The following is a 16,544-nucleotide window of genomic DNA, read 5'->3' on the forward strand; positions in this document are numbered from 1 at the left end:
CTCACATCCGGAAGACGCCGAAGCCGGCGTCCCCCAACGGGGCGTTGGCACACGCGGTCAGAGCGAGCCCCAGCACCTGCCGGGTCTCCATCGGGTCGATCACACCGTCGTCCCACAGGCGGGCCGTCGCGTAGTAGGCGTTGCCCTGGGTCTCGTACTGGGCGCGGATCGGGTCCTTGAAGGACTCCTCCTGCTCGGCGGACCACTCTTCGCCGCGGCCCTCCAACTGGTCCCGCTTGACGGTCGCCAGCACGGACGCGGCCTGCTCGCCGCCCATGACCGAGATCTTGGCGTTGGGCCACATCCACAGGAAGCGCGGACCGTACGCCCGGCCGCACATCGAGTAGTTGCCCGCGCCGTACGAACCGCCGACGACGACTGTCAGCTTCGGCACCCGGGTGCAGGCCACGGCGGTGACCATCTTGGCGCCGTGCTTGGCGATGCCGCCCGCCTCGTAGTCCTTGCCGACCATGAAGCCGGAGATGTTCTGCAGGAAGAGGAGGGGGATGCCGCGCTGGTCGCACAGCTCGATGAAGTGCGCGCCCTTCTGGGCCGACTCGGCGAACAGGATGCCGTTGTTGGCGACGATGCCGACCGGGTGGCCGTGGATCCGGGCGAAGCCGGTGACCAGCGTCTGGCCGAACTCCGACTTGAACTCGGCGAAGCGCGAGCCGTCCGCGATCCGGGCGATGACCTCGCGGACGTCGTACGGAGTGCGGGAGTCGACCGGCACCGCGCCGTACAGTCCGGCCGGGTCGACCTTGGGCTCCTCGGCCGGCTCGACCGTCCAGGGCAGCGGGCCGCGCGCGGGCAGCGTCGCGACGATGTTCCGCACGATCCGCAGCGCGTGCGCGTCGTCCTCCGCGAGGTGGTCGGTGACGCCGGAGACGCGGGAGTGCACCTCGCCGCCGCCGAGCTCCTCCGCGGTGACGACCTCGCCGGTCGCGGCCTTCACCAGCGGCGGGCCACCGAGGAAGATCGTGCCCTGGTTGCGCACGATCACGGCCTCGTCGCTCATCGCCGGGACGTACGCCCCGCCCGCGGTGCACGAGCCGAGGACCGCCGCGATCTGCGGGATGCCCGCGCCGGACATCCGGGCCTGGTTGTAGAAGATCCGCCCGAAATGGTCCCGGTCGGGGAAGACCTCGTCCTGCATCGGCAGGAACGCGCCGCCCGAGTCGACCAGATAGACACAGGGAAGGCGGTTCTCCAGCGCCACTTCCTGGGCCCGCAGATGCTTCTTCACCGTCATCGGGTAGTACGTGCCGCCCTTGACGGTCGCGTCGTTCGCCACGACGACGACCTCGCGGCCGCTGACCCGGCCGATGCCGGCGATCACCCCGGCGGCCGGGGCCTGCCCCTCGTACATCCCCTCGGCCGCGAGGGGCGCCAGCTCCAGGAAGGGCGAGCCGGGGTCGAGCAGGGTGTCCACCCGGTCCCTCGGCAGGAGCTTCCCGCGCGCCGTGTGCCGGGCGCGCGCCTTCTCGCCGCCGCCGAGGCGGGCCGCCGCGAGGCGTGACCGCAAGCCTTCGGCGAGCTCCTGGTGTGCCGCCTCATTGGCCTGCCAGGCCTCGGACGCCGGGTCCTCCCCCTCGCTTCGCTGGGAGGTACCCCCAGCGCTCGTCAGCACTGGTGCCTGCTGCATCGATCGAGCTCCCTTGCTCGGTTAATGAGCGTTAACGTGTTGCGTCCAGGTTAACGACCGCTAACCGCTCTGTCTAGAATGAATGTTCATGAGCACCAGGACCGCGGCGCCGACCCGCCGCGAGCAGATCCTCAAGGAGGCCGCCCGCCTCTTCGCGGAGCGCGGTTTCCACGGCGTGGGGGTCGACGAGATAGGAGCCGCGGTCGGCATCAGCGGCCCGGGCCTGTACCGCCACTTCGCGGGCAAGGACGCGATGCTGGCGGAGCTGCTGGTCGGTATCAGTGAGCGCCTCCTCGACGGCGGGCGGCTGCGGGTCGAGGAGGCGGGAACCGGGGCCGAGGCCCTGCTCTCCTCGCTCATCGACGGCCACATCGACTTCGCACTGGACGACCGCCCGCTGATCACCCTGCACGACCGCGAGCTGGACCGCCTCCGGGACAGCGACCGGAAGCGGGTGCGCCGGCTCCAGCGCCAGTACGTGGAGCTGTGGGTGACCGTGGTCCGGGAGCTGTACCCCGAGGTCGCCGAGTCGGAGGCGCGGGCGGCCGTGCACGCGGTCTTCGGCCTGCTGAACTCGACCCCGCACCTCCAGGCGGGCGGCGGCGGCCCGCTGCGCCGCACGGCGACGGAGGAGCTGCTCAGGCGCCTCGCGCACGGCGCGTTCGCCTCGCTCGCGACGCGGTAGGCACGTCCGGGCCGCTTCCCCGCTGTCGTGACGCCTGAGGCGCACACGCGGCCCGGAAGCGCCCTGGGCGGCGCCACGCGTCCCACGGGCCAATACGGTCGACACGCTCCGCGCACCCCACGGCACAATGGGTCCATGCCGATACCCAGCCGCGCCGCACTTGTCGACCACCTCGTCCGCTCACGTATCGCCGGAGACGTCGCCACACCACGCGACAACAACCTCTCCCACTACCGCAAGCTGGCCAACGGCGACCGGCACTACTGGCTCGGGCTGGAGTTCGGCGACCGCTGGAGCGACGAGCAGGACGTGCTCGCCGTCATGGCCGAGCGGTGCGGCGTCAACGACGACCCGGAGCACCGGCAGGGGCAGGACACCATCGACCCGGAGCTCACCGTCGACGCGCTCGAGCGCATGGCCGCGCGGCTGCGCAAGGCGGCCGCCGCCAAGGAGCGGGTGCTCTTCGCGACCGGGCACCCCGGCGGGCTGCTCGACGTGCACCGGCAGACCGCGGCGGCCCTGCGGGCGGCCGGCTGCGAGATCGTGCGGATTCCGGGCGGGCTCTTCGCCGACGAGGGCATGGTCTTCCAGTTCGCCGACGTCGCCATGCTGGAGCGCGGCGCGACCCTCTGGCACACCCACTCGCCGGCCCCGATGGCCGCGATCCTCGACGGCCTGGCGCGGGACCACCGGCCCCTGCCGGACCTGGTCGTCGCCGACCACGGCTGGGCGGGCTGCGCGGGCCAGCGGGGGCTGGACTCCATCGGCTACGCGGACTGCAACGATCCGGCGCTGTTCATCGGCGAGGCCGAGGGCACCCTCCAGGTGACCGTCCCGCTGGACGACCACGTCACCGACCCGCGCTTCTACGACCCGATGACGGCGTACCTGCTGGACGCGGCGGGCCTCACGGCCCAGGAGTGACGGCGCGGGCGGCCGGTGCCGGCCGCGCCGGTGGACGGCGCCGGAGTCAGGCGTGCCGGCGGCCGCGCACGACGCAGTACGTGCCCGCCAGCAGCGTCAGGGACAGGGCGCCGCGCAGGGCCGGGCCGGCGGCGTAACGAGGGCCGGTGCCGAGCTCGACGACGTGCTCGCGCAGAACGAACAACAGCGCCACCGCCGCGGCGATCAGCACGGCGCCACCGGTGGTCCACGCCGCCCGGGCGTGGGGGGACGCCTGCGCCCATCCGTCGGTCCCGGCCGCGTCACGCGCCGGTTCTGCGGCGTGCGACGGTTCCTCCTCGGCCGGGGGTACCGCACCCATCGGTTCCCTTCCCGGGACGGGCCCGGCTGCCCGGGCGGCGTGGCGGTCCCGGGGATGGTCGGGCCCCCGGGGATCCGGGCGGGCGCTTGTGGCGTCCTAGGATCTGCATCCAGGCTCGCAGCAGCAGGCACCGCATCGCTCACACCACAGGACGACCTTTGCTCTACGACTTGAGGCCGCCGGTGCGTGTGCTCCTCGTCGACGACGAGGAACTCGTACGTACCGCGCTGCACCGCATCCTCGACTCCGCCGACGCCGTGACCGTCGCCGCCGCCTGCGACGGGCCCGACGCCGTCGCCGCCGCCCGGCGGCTCGCCCCCGACGTGGTGCTGCTCGACATCGACATGCCGGGCGCGGGCGGCCTCGACGTGCTGCGCGACCTGCGGGCGCTGCCCGAGCCGCCCGTGGTGGCCATGCTCACGGCCCTCGACCGGGCCGACCACGTGGAGCGCGCGCTGCGGGGCGGCGCGTCCGGCTTTCTGCTCAAGACGACGGAGCCGCGCCTCTTCGTCGAAGCGGTGCGGCTGCTCGCCGCCGGCGGGGTGATCTGCACGCCGCCCGGCAGCGCCGCGGTCCTCGGCCGCTGGACCCGCTCCGCCCCGGCCGCCGCGCCCGCCGGCCCCGACGAGCTGTCCGGCCTCACCGACCGGGAGCGCGACGTCCTCGAGCTGATCGCGGCCGGGCTTTCCAACGCGGACATCGCCACGCACCTCGGTATGGGCGTGACCACGGTTAAGACGCACATCGGCGCGCTGAAGCGGAAGCTCGCCGTCACCAGCCGGGTGGGTCTGGCGGCCGTCGTCCACCGGGCCAGGAACGGAGGGAACCAGGGATGACCCCCCGATCCCGGGCGGTCGAAGCCCTCGTCGTCACCCTGGTCGTCGCCGAGGTCCTGGCGACCCGCGCCTGGCTGGCCGACTGGATGGCCGCGGGCGGGCTCGTCGTCGCCGGCGTTCTCGTCCTGCGCAGGCGCTTCCCCCGTACCGTGCTCGCCCTCGCGCTGCCCACCCTCGCGACCGGCGTGCTGTGGCTGCCGACGCTGTGCGCGCTCCACGCACTCGCCGCCTCGGAGCGCCGCCGCGGCGAGGTGGCCGCCGGGTCCGCGGCCGTCGCCGTCGTGGCGTTCGTGCCGTGGCGGGACCTCGGGGGGTACGTCTGGACGCTTCCCGACACCGTCCTCGGCGTCATGCTCGCCGGGCTGCTGGGTGTCGCCCCGGCCGCCCTCGGCCTGCTGGGCCGCGCCCGCGCCGAACTCGCCGGCCGCCTCGCCGAGCTGGCCCTCTCCCGCGAGCGGGAGCGCCGCTACGCCGCCGAGCAGGCCGCGCTGCGGGAACGGGAGCGGCTGGCCCGCGACGTGCACGACACGGCCGCCCACCATCTGAGCCTGATCAGCCTGCGCTGCGGCGCGCTCGCCGCGACGGCGGAGTCCGCCCCGTACCGGGAGGAGGCGGCCGCCCTGGGGGAACTCGGCCGCCGGGCCGCGGCCGACCTGCGCCGGGCCATCCGCCACGACGGCCCCGGCCTGGACCGGCTGCCGGAACTGCTCGAAGCGGCCCGCGACATCGTCCACTCGGCGCACCTCGATCCGGGCGACTGCCCGCCGGCCGTCCAGCACACCGCGTACCGCATCGTGCAGGAGGCCCTGACGAACATCCGCCGCCACGCCCCGGGCGCCTCGGCACAGGTCTCGGTCCGCCGCGCCGGCGACGGCCTGCGCATCACCGTCAGCAACGCCCCGCCGCCGTCCCCCTGCCCGGCGCCGGACGAGGGCGGCCACGGCCTCCCCGGCCTCCGCACCCGCGCGGCGGCCCTCGGCGGCACCCTGATCACGACCCCGACGCCGGACGGCGGCTTCCTCCTGTCGGCCCTCCTGCCGGTCCCGACGGCGGGCGCTGAGGCGGGGCGCTGAGGCGGGGCGGTGCGCCGCACAGGAGCGGCCGGCGGACGGTGACACCTCGCCGGGTGTTCAACGCCCGCACGCCCGCTGCCTGAGCAGCGGGCGTGCGGGCGTGCGGGTGCGGGTGCTTCTCAGCGGCGGGGGACGCGGACCACGCCCTCCTGGATGACCGTGATCGCCAGGCGTCCGTCCTGGGTCCAGATGCGGGCCTGGCCCAGGCCGCGGCCGCCGGAGGCGGACGGCGACTCCTGGTCGTACAGCAGCCATTCGTCCGCGCGGAACGGCCGGTGGAACCACATCGCGTGGTCCAGCGACGCACCGACCACGTCGCCGACCGCCCAGCCGCCCCGCCCGTGCGCCAGGAGCACCGAGTCGAGCAGGGTCATGTCGGAGACGTACGTCGCCAGGCAGACGTGCAGCAGGGAGTCGTCGGCGAGCTTGCCGTTCGCGCGGAACCACACCTGGGAGCGCGGCTCGCGCGGCCGGCCCGCCGTGGCGTACGGCGGCTCGTCCACGTACCGCAGATCCACCGCCGCCCGTGCTTCGAGGAGCCGGTCCACCACGCCCGGATCCATGAACCGGTCCGCGTAGCGCGGCAGCAGCTCGGCCGCCGTGGGCAGCGTCTCCGGCGCCGGGGCGGCCGGCATCTCCGCCTGGTGCTCCAGACCCTCTTCGTACGTCTGGAACGACGCGGAGAGGTGGAAGATCGGCTGCCCGTGCTGGACCGCGACCACGCGGCGGGTCGTGAACGAGCCGCCGTCGCGGATGCGGTCGACCGTGTAGACGATCGGCGCGCCCGGGTCTCCCATGCGCAGGAAGTACGAGTGCAGGGAGTGCGCCGTGCGGTCCGCCGGGACCGTGCGGCCCGCGGCGACCAGCGCCTGGGCCGCGACCTGCCCGCCGAAGACCCTGGGGACGACGGCGGACCGGGAGCTGCCGCGGAAGATGTTCTGCTCGATCTGCTCGAGGTCGAGCAGATCGAGCAGCTCGTCGAGTGCTGAACTCATGGAAGGAACGTACTGGTTCGGGTCGTGCCTACAGGCCCATGTCCTTGGCGATGATCATCTTCATGACCTCGCTGGTGCCGCCGTAGATGCGGTTCACGCGGTTGTCGGCGTACAGGCGGGCGATCGGGTACTCGTTCATGAACCCGTAGCCGCCGTGCAGCTGGAGGCAGCGGTCGATGACGCGGTGCGCGACCTCGGTGCAGAACAGCTTCGCGGACGCGGCCTCGGCGGCGGTCAGCTCACCGGCGTCCAGCGCCTCCGTGGCGCGGTCGACGACGGCCTCCGCCGCGTCCACCTCGGCCTTGCAGGCGGCCAGCTCGAACTTGGTGTTCTGGAAGGACGCCACGGTCTTGCCGAAGACCGTGCGGTCCTGCACGTACTCCTGGGCGAACCGGACGGCCGCCTTCGCCTGGGCGTACGCGCCGAACGCGATGCCCCAGCGCTCGGACGGCAGGTTCTGGCCGAGGTAGTAGAAGCCCTTGTTCTCCTCGCCCATCAGGTCCTCGACCGGGACCTTGACGTCGACGAAGGCCAGCTCGGCGGTGTCCGAGGTCTTCAGGCCGAGCTTGTCCAGCTTGCGGCCGACCGAGTAGCCCGCGGACTTGGTGTCCACGGCGAAGAGCGAGATGCCGTGGCGACGGTCCTCGGCGGTCGGCGCGGCCGTACGGGCGCACACGATCACGCGGTCCGCGTGCACACCGCCGGTGATGAAGGTCTTGGAGCCGTTGAGGACGTAGTGCGTGCCGTCCTCGGAGAGCTTGGCGGTGCTCTTCATGCCCGCGAGGTCGGAGCCGGTGCCCGGCTCCGTCATCGCCAGCGCCCACATCTCCTCGCCGGAGACGAACTTCGGCAGGTAGCGCTTCTTCTGCTCGTCGGTGGCGAGCGCCTTGATGTAGGGCAGGGCGAGCAGCACGTGCACGCCGGAGCCGCCGAAGTTGACGCCCGCGCGCGCGGTCTCCTCGTAGAGCACGGCCTCGAACTTGTGCGTGTCCAGGCCCGCGCCGCCGAACTCCTCGGGCACGTTGATGCCGAAGACGCCCAGCTCACCGAGCTTGTAGTAGAAGTCGCGCGGCGCCTGGCCCGCAGCGAACCACTCGTCGTAGACGGGGACGACCTCGGCCTCGATGAAGGCGCGGATGGTGTCCCGGAACGCCTCGTGGTCCTCGTTGAAAACGGTACGGCGCACGGACGCCTCCTCGTGACTGAGTCAGTGACTGGGTGGATACGCTGCAATCGCCACAATTTCTAAGCGCTTGCTCAGTCAAAGTTACCGGGCGGTTGTTGAAAGTGTCCATAGTGATGCTGCCCACGCCCGTCATGTGACAAGGGCCCCGTCACATGACGGGGCCCTCGTTCGGGCGTCGGTGTCGCGAGCGCCGGGACCGCTGTCAGCAGGCGATTCCCTGCGAGCGCAGCCACGCGCACTGCGTCTCCCCGGACGTCCTGCCGCCGTCGTACGCGCGGGGGTCCTTGTAGCCGGGGCCGACCGGCTCGTGCGCCTCGAAGACACCATCGCCGTCGAGATCGCCGCCGTCCGGATCGATCGCGCCACCGGGGTTGCGGCAGTTCTGGCGGTCGGCGGGGTCCGTGGTGCAGAGGCCCTCGCTGCCGGTGGGGGTGGAGGTGGATGTGGAGGCGGTGGCGGGCCGGGCGTCGCGCGGCTGGGCGGCGGCCTTCTCGGCCGCTGTGTGCTGGACCGTGGCCTGGGCCGCGAGGGCCGTCTTCAGTGAGGACGTCCCGGCCTGCAAGGCGATCTGCGGAGCGCGGTCGGCCGCGGGCTCGGACGCGGAACTCTGCGCCCCGCAGGCGGTGAGTGTGGAGAGCAGGAGTGCCGCGAGTACGGCGGTTCCGGTGAATATGCCACCCCTGCGGGGATTTTCGCGCAAAGTACCCATAGTCCGACCAATGCAAGATTGTCCGCTGGTGTGACGCACGTTACGGCGGATCTGCCCGACCGGTCAACGTGTGGCCGGGGCCGGCGTCCGGCGAGGTCCCGGCACGACCTCGGCACGACCCCGGCATGACAACGAACGGGACACGGTCCCCACGGCGGCGAACGTCGTGCGACACCATGATCCCCATGAAGCCTGCTGCGCGTCTGCCGCGCCCTCTGTTGCCAGTGACTGCCGCGATGTCCGGCGCAGTGGCCGTTGTGCTGGCCGGTTGCGGCACGGACACCGCCGGGAGCGGAGCCGACCGGGCCGAGCTGGAGTCACGCGCCCGCGCCGCCCAGGTGGCGATCGAGAACGTGTACGTCACCGAGGTGCCGGGCTACGAGCTCGCCAAGCAGTCCGTGGGCGTCCTCGGCGGCGACGGCTTCTCCGCGACGTACGTGAAGCAGGGCGCGGGCGCGCAGATACGCCTTGGCGTCGACCGGGGCTCCATGGACGCCGCGACCTGCCCGAAGATCCCCGTCGGCGTCGGCACCGGCGGCATGGGCGGCGCCGTCGACTGCGTGCAGGACGGCGAGAGCTGGTATCGCATGAGCGGCACCGAGCACGAGTACGCGACCGAGGTGGACAGCCGCCTGGTACGCCTCAACGCCGACACGGCGGCGGTCGACCGGGCCACCCTCCGCCAGGCGGCCGAGGCCGCGCACGCCGCGAGCGACGCGGAACTGGACGACGTCCTGCCCCCGGCGCGCGAGAACGCGGGCCAACCGGTCGAACGCGGCGACCTGCCCCCGGAGGGCGACGGCGCGCCGAACAACGGGGTGGGCGCGGGCGGTTGAGCGGGTCGCGTCAGCGGCCGGGGTGTTTGAGGTCCGTGATGAACGCGGACCAGGCCGCGTGCTGGAACGCGAGTGCGGGGCCGTGCGGGTTCTTGGAGTCGCGTACGGGGACGTCGGTGGGGTGGCCGTCGAGGATCTCGACGCAGCTGCCGCCGTCGCCGCCGCTGTAGGACGACTTGCGCCAGCTGCGCAACTCCGCCCCGTTCGGGAAGGTGCGCTCAGTCATGGTGCTCGTATTCCTTTGCTTTCGCCCGTAGAAGCGCGATCGATTCCTTGCGGGTCAGTGCATCGCCCAGGGCGAGAGTGTATGTGCGCTGCAGCGTCTCAACCAGGGCAGGGGAGTCGTGCAGCCTGCCCATGAGTACTCCTTCGCCGTAGGCGGCGGGAGGCTGGTCGTCGAACGCCATGAGCGACAACATTCCTTGTAGGAGCGGGTGGTGGCCGACACAGAAGGGGAGTACATGCACGCGGATGCGGCCCCGCTCGGCCATGTGAACGATGTGGGTGAGCTGTTCGGCCATGACCTTCGGGCTCCCGACATGGCGGTGCAGCACTGCTTCGTCCAGGAGGACGCAGAACAGCGGAGTGACCGGGTCGCTGAGCACCTTGCCGCGCTCCAGCCGTGTGACAAGGAGCCTGTCACACTCCCCTTCACTCCGGAGAGGGAACCATGGGGCCAGAACGGCACGTGCGTACGCCTCGGTCTGGAGGATGCCGGGCACGTACGACAGTGCGAACTCCTGGATCACCGTCGCCTGTTGTTCGAGTTGGCGCGCCGCCTCGAAGTAGTCCGCGACCGCCACGTCCTCCTGCGGGAGGAAGCTGCTCAGCACGTTTCCCGTGTTCAGCGCCCTGTCCAGCCGTCGCGCGTCCTCTTTGGACGGCATACGGCGGCCCGCCTCGATGTGGGCGATGTGCGAGCGGGTCATGATCGCCGAGTCGGCCAGTTCCTGTTGGGTCAGGCCGGCCGACTCGCGCTGGGCGCGGAGCCATTCCCCATAGGTGTTACTCATCGTCAACTCCCATGCGACAAAGGTGCTGTCACCTCGTACCCCCTGGTCAGCGTAGTCCGGGACGTCTCACTCTGTGAGTGGATCGCTACACAGCGATGCCGAAGAAGGCAGGACCCCCGCGACCGAGTGACCGGTCCGGGGGCGTGGCCATCAACCACACTGGAGTTGACGACGTGTTGCACCGTATCGCGCGTATTCTCGAGCCGCTGCTGCGGCTCATGTGGCCCCCGCCGGGGCGTCATCGGGCGCGGACCGCGGTGGCTGTGCCACCGCCCAGGCCGACCCGCGCCCCCGATCCGGTGGTGCGGGGCGAGGACAGTCCGCTCGTCCGCCCGTATCTCGTCGCGCACGAGCGGCGCGAGGAGGCCCGTCGGCAGCGGGTCCGGCGGCGTGCCCTGTGGCTGGCGGTGCACGGGATCGACATCGGGCCCCGGCTGATCCACGGTGTGGAGGTGACCGCGTGACCGGGGCCGGCACGGGCCGGCTTCTTCCCTGGGCCACGCCGGAGGGCAAGCCCTGTTACGTGCTCGGTGACGGGACCGGTTACGTCTCGCGGGTCGCGGACAACGTCGAGAGCGTGCAACTCGGCATGGCCGTTGATCTGCTCGACCACGTGGACGACCTGCTCGGTGACCGCCGGGCCACCCCCGACCAACTCCGTTACGTCGTGGCGCGGATGGCGGAGAGTCTGCGGGACGTGCACCGCATCGCGCGGAGCCGGGGCGCGCGTCTCGGGCCCGTTCAGGCCGGGGGCGGTGCGGGCGGAGTCGGCGGCGGGTCCTCGGCGTCGTAGGCGGACAGCGCGGCCTGGCGGCAGTCGAGCAGTTCGCCGAGGTCCTCGGGCGTCAGGCGCTCGTGCGTCAGCTTCAGCGTCGCCCGGCCCTCGACCGCCGCCCACGCGTGACGGGCGCGCTTGTTGGCGCGGCAGCGGACGTCGCCGCGGAGGAAGCCCGCGCCCGCCGCGAAACCGGCCGAGGCGAGGGCGAGCAGCGCGGCCGGGATGCGGGCGTCGGCCGAGGCGAGGCCCGCCGCGCCGGCCGTGCCGGCGAGCAGTGCGGCGGGGAAACCGAGGAGGATGTTGGCCTTGTTCCAGCGTTCGGCCCGCCGGTCGGCGAGGACCTTCCGGCGTGTCGCCTCGTCCCGTATCCGCTCGATCTCGGTGCGCAGACGACGCGCGGGTTCGCCCGGTTCCGCAAGCAGGGTTCCGTCAGCGGGAGTCACCATGCGCGAATTCCAACACACGGGCGGGCCAAGGGGATTGGTGCGTGGCCACAGCCTTCTGTGGTGACAGTCGTCGGTTTCCCACGGAACCACGGCAGCCGGACGCCTTGACACCGTGCCCGCCCTCACGCGTGCCGCAGCGCGAACCACAGCTCCATCCGGACGTCCACGTCGTCCAGATCGGCGTCCAGCAGCGCCGCACAGCGGCCGATGCGCTGGCGGACGGTGTTGCGGTGGATGTCCATGGCAGCGGCGGTGCGGTCCCAACTGCCGTGCAGCGAGAGCCAGGTGCGCAGCGTCTCGACGAGCGCGGGGGAGTCCGCGAGGGGGGCCAGGCGCAGGCGGGCGGCGTCGAGGGAGAGGGGGCCGGCGGCCCGGTGGTGGACGAGGTCCTTGCGGGTGGCCACCGCGTGGCGGACGGCCCGGGCCGCCTGGGCGTCGGCGGCCGCGAGTTCGTCGGGGCCGGCGGGGGCACTGACCCCGAGCGTCCAGCCGGGCTGCGGCGTGGGTTCCGGGCCGGCCGGGAGGAGGACCCGTACGGCGCCGTCCGCGTCGGGGTCGACGAGCGCGCTGCCGAGGGCCGCGCCGAGCGCGGCGGCCGCGAAGGGGGAGCGGTCGCCGCGGGCGTGGACCACCGTCCACGGGCCAGGACCGAGCAGCGGGGCCGTCTCGCCGGGCGATGCGCCGAGCAGCAGCCGTACGAGCGCGGCGCTGCGTCCGGCGGCGTCGGCGCCCTGGTGCGGGGCGGTGAGCAGGGAGAGGAGCACGACGGCGACCCCGGCGACCGTGTGGTCGCCCGGCTCGCGGGCGGGCGTGGCCAGCCCGAGGGCGAGGCCCTGGCTGCCGCCGAGGACGTACGCGGCGAGGTGCGCGTCGGCGACCCGGTCCGTCGCGGAGGCCGGGGCGGGGCGCGGCGACGCACCCGGGCTCACCACGCGCGCCAGCCGGGCCACGCCCGCCGCGACGTCGGCCGCCGGTTCGCGGCCCGCCGCGTAGAGCCGGGTGCCGTCCGGGCCGAGCAGGACCGCCCAGCCCTCGAGCCGTACCGCGAGCTGGTGCAGCACGGCCGGTACGGGGTCGGGGCGGGCCGCCGCGGCGGCCAGGCCCTGCTGGGCGCGGGTCACCCGGCGCAGCTCGCGGTGGCGGGCCTCCGCCATCAGCCGCCACACGGCTCGCGCGACAGCGGTGAACGTGGTCGCGGGCGGCACCTCCAGCAGCGCCAGTCCGTGGCGCTCGCACGCGTCGACCAGCTCGGCGGGCACCGTGTCGTGGACGGGGGCCACGCCGAAGCCGAGCGCCACCGCGCCCGCCTCCACGATGCGTGAGACGTAGCGGTCCGCGTCGTTCAGCAGCACGCCCGCGCTGAGCAGCAGCTCGCCGCCCAGCAGATAGGGGTACGGGTCGGCCATCTCCGAGGTGTGGACCATGTGGAGGACCGCGCCGTCGGCGGCGGGCGGGCCCGCGAGCTGGCGCAGACCCAGCTCCCGGTCGGCGAGGAGCGCGGCCAGCGGGATCGGCGGGGTGGGTGGGGCCGCTGCGGGCTCCGGCATGGACGTTCCATCCATCGATGGCGGTAAGAATGGATAAAACGTACACTTCAACGCCGCTTTCCGGCCACCTACCGTCGACTCTCACCAGCGCCACGAAGGGCCGCGTCACCAAGGACCGCGTCACCAAGGACCGCGTCACCAAGGACCGCGTCACCGGCCGCCGAGGACCACGCGACCACGGGCTGGGCGACCAGGGACTGCTCGGACTGTTCCGGGGGACGAGACGGAAGGAAAGCCGATGGCTGTCGACTACGCAGTGATCGTCGTCTATCCGGCCGGCATGCTCGGCATGGGCTGGTGGGGTGTGCGCCGCGCCAAGTCCAAGAGCGAGTTCCTGGTGGCGGGCCGCCGCCTCGGCCCCTGGATGTACTCCGGGACCATGGCCGCGATCGTCCTCGGCGGCGCCATCGTCGTCGCGTACTCGACGCTCGGCGGCATGTGGTCGATCACCCTCACCGACATGGTGCAGTTCGTCGTCAAGACGATCGGCGTGCTGCTGCTCCTGCTGCCGATGGCGGTCGTCAAGGCCGGCGGCTTCAGCGAGATGAAGGCCGCGCTGCCCACCGAGTACTTCACCCCGCTCGGCATCGGCGGCGAGACGATCTTCACCTACGTCCTGATCTACACCTTCGGGATGCTGATCGGACAGGACATCTGGCAGCGGGTGTTCACCGCCCGCAGCGACAAGGTCGCCCGCTACGGCGGCACGTACACAGCTGAGCCGTACACAGCTAAAGTCGTATAACCGTACTGAAGTGCAGTGAAGCGCAATGAAGCGCCATGAAGCGTAGGAAAGAAGGCATCTTCACATGAGCAGCAACGAGCAGCCGCGCGGCCCCGTCGACTCCTCCCGCATCCCGCGGTACGCCGGACCCGCCACGTTCGCCCGGCTGCCCAGGCTCGACGAGGTCGGCCGCGCCGACGTCGCCGTGGTCGGCGTCCCCTTCGACTCCGGGGTCTCCTACCGCCCCGGCGCGCGCTTCGGCGGCAACGCGATCCGCGAGGCGTCGAGGCTCCTGCGCCCCTACAACCCGGCGCAGGACGCCTCGCCCTTCGCGCTCGCCCAGGTCGCGGACGCGGGCGACATCGCGGCCAACCCGTTCAACATCAACGAGGCCGTCGACACCATCGAGGCCGCCGCCGACGACCTGATCGGCAGCGGCGCCCGGCTGATGACGCTCGGCGGCGACCACACCATCGCGCTGCCGCTGCTGCGCTCGGTCGCCAAGAAGCACGGTCCGGTCGCGCTGCTGCACTTCGACGCCCACCTCGACACCTGGGACACCTACTTCGGCGCGGAGTACACCCACGGCACCCCGTTCCGCCGGGCCGTCGAGGAGGGCATCCTCGACACCTCCGCCCTCTCCCACGTCGGTATCCGCGGCCCGCTGTACGGCAAGCAGGACCTCACCGACGACGAGAAGATGGGCTTCGGCATCGTCACGTCCGCTGACGTGTACCGCCGCGGCGCCGACGAGGTCGCCGACCAGCTGCGCCAGCGCATCGGCGACCGCCCGCTCTACGTCTCCATCGACATCGACTGCCTCGACCCGGCGCACGCCCCCGGCACCGGCACCCCCGAGGCGGGCGGCATGACCTCCCGCGAGCTGCTGGAGATCCTGCGCGGCCTCGCGTCCTGCAACCTGGTCTCCGCCGACGTCGTCGAGGTCGCCCCGGCCTACGACCACGCCGAGATCACGTCGGTCGCCGCCTCGCACACCGCGTACGAGCTGACCACGATCATGTCCCGCCAGATCGCGGACGCGAGGACGTCGCAGTGACCCACGACCACGACCTGGTGCTGCGCCCCACCGCCGCCCAGACCGAGGCCGCGCTGAACCCTCCGGCGGGCCGCAACGGCGGCGACCTCGTCGTCGAGACCCTCTCCGGGCTCGGCGCGACGACCGTCTTCGGCCTGCCCGGCCAGCACGCGCTGGGCATGTTCGACGCGCTGCGCCGCTCGCCCCTGCGGTATGTCGGACTGCGCGTGGAGAACAACGCGGGCTTCGCCGCCGACGCGTACGGCCGGGTCACCGGCGAGGCCGCGCCGCTGCTCCTGTCGACCGGGCCCGGCGCGCTGATGTCCCTGGCCGCGCTCCAGGAGGCGGCCGCCGCGTCCGCGCCCGTGCTGGCGATCGGCAGCCAGGTCCCCACGGCCGGGCTCGGCGGCGGCCGCCACGGCTATCTGCACGAACTGCGCGACCAGCAGGCGTCGTTCCGCGACATCGTGAAGTCCGTGCACGTCGTGCGCGCCGCCTCGCAGATCCCGTCCGCCATCGCGGCCGCGTGGGAATCGGCGCTGACCGCCCCGCACGGGCCGGTGTGGGTGGAGATCCCGCAGGACGTCCTCCTCGCGGAGACGACGCTGCCGGTGGTCACCGCCATGGACGCCGCGCCCGAGGACGTCGTGCCGCGCCCCGAGCTGACCGCCGTCGCCGCAGACCTGCTGTCGAACGCCGCCCGGCCGGCGATCATCGCGGGCGGCGGAGTCGTCCGCTCCGACGCGTCCGGCAAGCTGCTCGCGCTCGCCGAGAGGCTCGACGCGCCGGTCGTCACCACCTTCGGCGGCAAGGGCGCCTTCCCGTGGGAGCACCCGCTCTCCCTCCAGTCCTGGCTCGAGGACCGCCACACCACCGACTTCCTGGAGTCGGCCGACGTGCTGCTCGTCGTGGGGTCCGGGCTCGGCGAACTCTCCTCGAACTACCACACGTTCGCCCCGCGCGGCCGGGTGATCCAGATCGAGGCGGACCTCGGCAAACTGGAGTCCAACCACCCGGCGCTCGGTATCCACGCGGACGCCCGCCTCGCGCTGTCCGCCCTGCTGGAGACGGTGCCGGACCGCGAGGACCCGTCGGCCGCCGAGTCGGTACGGGACGTCCTGAGCGCGGTACGGGCCCGGATCGACGCCCAGGAACTGACCCTGGAGCAGCAGATCCTGGCCTCGGTCCGCGAGGCCCTGCCGGACGACTCGCCCAGCTTCTGGGACATGACGATCCTGGCGTACTGGGCGTGGTCGGCGTTCGACGCCCGCCGCCCCGGCACCATGCACTCGGCGCAGGGCGCGGGCGGCCTCGGCTACGGCTTCCCGGCGGCGCTGGGCGCGGCGGTCGCCGACCCCACCCGTCCGGTGCTCGCCGTCTCCGGCGACGGCGGCGCGATGTACTCGATCGCGGAGCTCGCCACCGCCCGCCAGTACGACCTGCCGGTGACCTGGCTGATCGTCGACGACGGCGGGTACGGCATCCTGCGCGAGTACATGACGGACGCCTTCGGCGAGGCCACGGCGACCGAGCTGTCCCGCCCGGACTTCGTCGCCCTCGCCGAGTCCTTCGGCGTCCCGGCGGTCCGCACGAGCCCCGAATCGCTCGCCCAGGACCTGGCGAAGGCGTTCGCCGGACCGGGCCCTTCGGTGGTCGTCCTCCCGGCCCTCCTGCGGATGTTCGCCCCGACGCATCTGTGACGCGCGGGGGCCAGGTCCGTGGGGGGGCGGGTGCGCCTGTGGCTCCCCGGTTCATGTGTGACGCCTCTCCC

18 protein-coding genes and 1 pseudogene are annotated in these 16,544 nt (G+C 72.8%); 10 read left to right on the forward strand and 9 right to left on the reverse strand.

Annotated features, from left to right (window positions below; genetic code table 11):
* Window position 1 precedes the first annotated feature (1 nt).
* A complete protein-coding gene (locus ACFYOP_RS01095; RefSeq protein WP_356889584.1) occupies window positions 2-1,645 on the reverse strand; it encodes a carboxyl transferase domain-containing protein in 1,644 nt (547 codons plus the stop codon).
* 88 nt (window positions 1,646-1,733) lie between these two features.
* Between ACFYOP_RS01095 and ACFYOP_RS01100 the strand changes: the two genes are divergently transcribed.
* Together ACFYOP_RS01100 and ACFYOP_RS01105 are read left to right on the forward strand one after the other, a co-directional pair.
* Window positions 1,734-2,330, forward strand: coding sequence for a TetR/AcrR family transcriptional regulator (locus tag ACFYOP_RS01100; protein WP_356889586.1), 597 nt, complete (start codon window positions 1,734-1,736; stop codon window positions 2,328-2,330).
* Between the two features lie 135 nt (window positions 2,331-2,465).
* Entirely contained in the window at window positions 2,466-3,254 is a 789-nt protein-coding gene (locus tag ACFYOP_RS01105; protein ID WP_356889588.1) for a phosphatase, read from the forward strand.
* Window positions 3,255-3,300: 46 nt separating this feature from the next.
* Here ACFYOP_RS01105 and ACFYOP_RS01110 read toward each other — a convergent pair whose 3' ends face one another.
* A complete protein-coding gene (locus ACFYOP_RS01110; protein WP_356889590.1) occupies window positions 3,301-3,594 on the reverse strand; it encodes a hypothetical protein in 294 nt (97 codons plus the stop codon).
* Window positions 3,595-3,752: 158 nt separating this feature from the next.
* Between ACFYOP_RS01110 and ACFYOP_RS01115 the strand changes: the two genes are divergently transcribed.
* Both ACFYOP_RS01115 and ACFYOP_RS01120 read left to right on the forward strand, forming a co-directional pair.
* Entirely contained in the window at window positions 3,753-4,430 is a 678-nt protein-coding gene (locus tag ACFYOP_RS01115; protein WP_356889592.1) for a response regulator transcription factor, read from the forward strand.
* Window positions 4,427-5,503 (forward strand): histidine kinase, encoded by a 1,077-nt coding sequence (locus ACFYOP_RS01120; RefSeq protein WP_356889594.1) that lies wholly within the window; start codon window positions 4,427-4,429, stop codon window positions 5,501-5,503. Before ACFYOP_RS01115 ends, ACFYOP_RS01120 begins: the two co-directional genes overlap by 4 nt.
* 119 nt (window positions 5,504-5,622) lie before the next feature.
* Here the strand turns inward: ACFYOP_RS01120 and tesB are convergent, their stop codons facing one another.
* The 3 genes from tesB to ACFYOP_RS01135 form a co-directional block, all read right to left on the reverse strand.
* Complete coding sequence (gene tesB, locus ACFYOP_RS01125; RefSeq protein WP_356889596.1) at window positions 5,623-6,498, reverse strand: acyl-CoA thioesterase II; 876 nt, start codon at window positions 6,496-6,498, stop codon at window positions 5,623-5,625.
* Window positions 6,499-6,526: 28 nt separating this feature from the next.
* A complete protein-coding gene (locus tag ACFYOP_RS01130; RefSeq protein ID WP_356889598.1) occupies window positions 6,527-7,684 on the reverse strand; it encodes an acyl-CoA dehydrogenase family protein in 1,158 nt (385 codons plus the stop codon).
* Window positions 7,685-7,886: 202 nt separating this feature from the next.
* Window positions 7,887-8,384, reverse strand: a complete 498-nt coding sequence (locus tag ACFYOP_RS01135) for a hypothetical protein (RefSeq protein ID WP_356889600.1) — start codon at window positions 8,382-8,384, stop codon at window positions 7,887-7,889.
* Window positions 8,385-8,629: 245 nt separating this feature from the next.
* Here ACFYOP_RS01135 and ACFYOP_RS01140 point away from each other — a divergent pair, with 245 nt between their 5' ends.
* Window positions 8,630-9,229, forward strand: a complete 600-nt coding sequence (locus ACFYOP_RS01140) for a hypothetical protein (RefSeq protein ID WP_356889602.1) — start codon at window positions 8,630-8,632, stop codon at window positions 9,227-9,229.
* A gap of 10 nt (window positions 9,230-9,239) precedes the next feature.
* Here ACFYOP_RS01140 and ACFYOP_RS01145 read toward each other — a convergent pair whose 3' ends face one another.
* A complete protein-coding gene (locus ACFYOP_RS01145) occupies window positions 9,240-9,455 on the reverse strand; it encodes a DUF397 domain-containing protein (protein WP_356889604.1) in 216 nt (71 codons plus the stop codon).
* Window positions 9,448-10,242: a helix-turn-helix transcriptional regulator gene (locus ACFYOP_RS01150; protein WP_356889606.1), complete on the reverse strand. Its 795-nt coding sequence runs from the start codon at window positions 10,240-10,242 to the stop codon at window positions 9,448-9,450. Before ACFYOP_RS01150 ends, ACFYOP_RS01145 begins: the two co-directional genes overlap by 8 nt.
* Before the next feature lie 257 nt (window positions 10,243-10,499).
* Between ACFYOP_RS01150 and ACFYOP_RS01155 the strand changes: the two genes are divergently transcribed.
* Together ACFYOP_RS01155 and ACFYOP_RS01160 are read left to right on the forward strand one after the other, a co-directional pair.
* Window positions 10,500-10,706, forward strand: coding sequence for a hypothetical protein (locus ACFYOP_RS01155; protein ID WP_388450541.1), 207 nt, complete (start codon window positions 10,500-10,502; stop codon window positions 10,704-10,706).
* Window positions 10,703-11,035 (forward strand): hypothetical protein, encoded by a 333-nt coding sequence (locus ACFYOP_RS01160; RefSeq protein ID WP_356889610.1) that lies wholly within the window; start codon window positions 10,703-10,705, stop codon window positions 11,033-11,035. The genes ACFYOP_RS01155 and ACFYOP_RS01160 overlap by 4 nt, the downstream gene beginning before the upstream one ends.
* Here ACFYOP_RS01160 and ACFYOP_RS01165 read toward each other — a convergent pair.
* Both ACFYOP_RS01165 and ACFYOP_RS01170 read right to left on the reverse strand, forming a co-directional pair.
* Window positions 10,984-11,466 (reverse strand): hypothetical protein, encoded by a 483-nt coding sequence (locus ACFYOP_RS01165; RefSeq protein WP_356889612.1) that lies wholly within the window; start codon window positions 11,464-11,466, stop codon window positions 10,984-10,986. The genes ACFYOP_RS01160 and ACFYOP_RS01165 overlap by 52 nt on opposite strands.
* 122 nt (window positions 11,467-11,588) lie before the next feature.
* Window positions 11,589-13,013, reverse strand: coding sequence for a PucR family transcriptional regulator (locus ACFYOP_RS01170; RefSeq protein ID WP_356889614.1), 1,425 nt, complete (start codon window positions 13,011-13,013; stop codon window positions 11,589-11,591).
* A 238-nt stretch (window positions 13,014-13,251) separates the two neighbouring features.
* Here ACFYOP_RS01170 and ACFYOP_RS01175 point away from each other — a divergent pair.
* The 3 genes and pseudogenes from ACFYOP_RS01175 to ACFYOP_RS01185 form a co-directional block, all read left to right on the forward strand.
* Window positions 13,252-13,722: pseudogene (locus ACFYOP_RS01175) on the forward strand (hypothetical protein); the annotation flags it as partial.
* A gap of 100 nt (window positions 13,723-13,822) precedes the next feature.
* Entirely contained in the window at window positions 13,823-14,794 is a 972-nt protein-coding gene (gene speB / locus ACFYOP_RS01180) for an agmatinase (protein WP_356889616.1), read from the forward strand.
* The gene (locus ACFYOP_RS01185; protein WP_356889618.1) at window positions 14,791-16,473 is read left to right on the forward strand and encodes a thiamine pyrophosphate-binding protein; all 1,683 of its coding nucleotides are present in this window, start codon (window positions 14,791-14,793) and stop codon (window positions 16,471-16,473) included. The genes speB and ACFYOP_RS01185 overlap by 4 nt, the downstream gene beginning before the upstream one ends.
* Window positions 16,474-16,544: the final 71 nt, after the last annotated feature.

The organism is Streptomyces sp. NPDC006294 (assembly GCF_042870895.1).
GTDB lineage: Bacteria > Actinomycetota > Actinomycetes > Streptomycetales > Streptomycetaceae > Streptomyces.

Bases quoted from the DNA above. Each gene is read 5' to 3' on its own strand.
- ACFYOP_RS01095 (WP_356889584.1), bottom strand. From the start codon at position 1,645: ATGCAGCAGGCACCAGTGCTGACGAGCGCTGGGGGTACCTCCCAGCGA.
- ACFYOP_RS01100 (WP_356889586.1), top strand. From the start codon at position 1,734: ATGAGCACCAGGACCGCGGCGCCGACCCGCCGCGAGCAGATCCTCAAG.
- ACFYOP_RS01105 (WP_356889588.1), top strand. From the start codon at position 2,466: ATGCCGATACCCAGCCGCGCCGCACTTGTCGACCACCTCGTCCGCTCA.
- ACFYOP_RS01110 (WP_356889590.1), bottom strand. From the start codon at position 3,594: ATGGGTGCGGTACCCCCGGCCGAGGAGGAACCGTCGCACGCCGCAGAA.
- ACFYOP_RS01120 (WP_356889594.1), top strand. From the start codon at position 4,427: ATGACCCCCCGATCCCGGGCGGTCGAAGCCCTCGTCGTCACCCTGGTC.
- tesB (WP_356889596.1), bottom strand. From the start codon at position 6,498: ATGAGTTCAGCACTCGACGAGCTGCTCGATCTGCTCGACCTCGAGCAG.
- ACFYOP_RS01140 (WP_356889602.1), top strand. From the start codon at position 8,630: ATGTCCGGCGCAGTGGCCGTTGTGCTGGCCGGTTGCGGCACGGACACC.
- ACFYOP_RS01145 (WP_356889604.1), bottom strand. From the start codon at position 9,455: ATGACTGAGCGCACCTTCCCGAACGGGGCGGAGTTGCGCAGCTGGCGC.
- ACFYOP_RS01150 (WP_356889606.1), bottom strand. From the start codon at position 10,242: ATGAGTAACACCTATGGGGAATGGCTCCGCGCCCAGCGCGAGTCGGCC.
- ACFYOP_RS01165 (WP_356889612.1), bottom strand. From the start codon at position 11,466: ATGGTGACTCCCGCTGACGGAACCCTGCTTGCGGAACCGGGCGAACCC.
- ACFYOP_RS01170 (WP_356889614.1), bottom strand. From the start codon at position 13,013: ATGCCGGAGCCCGCAGCGGCCCCACCCACCCCGCCGATCCCGCTGGCC.
- speB (WP_356889616.1), top strand. From the start codon at position 13,823: ATGAGCAGCAACGAGCAGCCGCGCGGCCCCGTCGACTCCTCCCGCATC.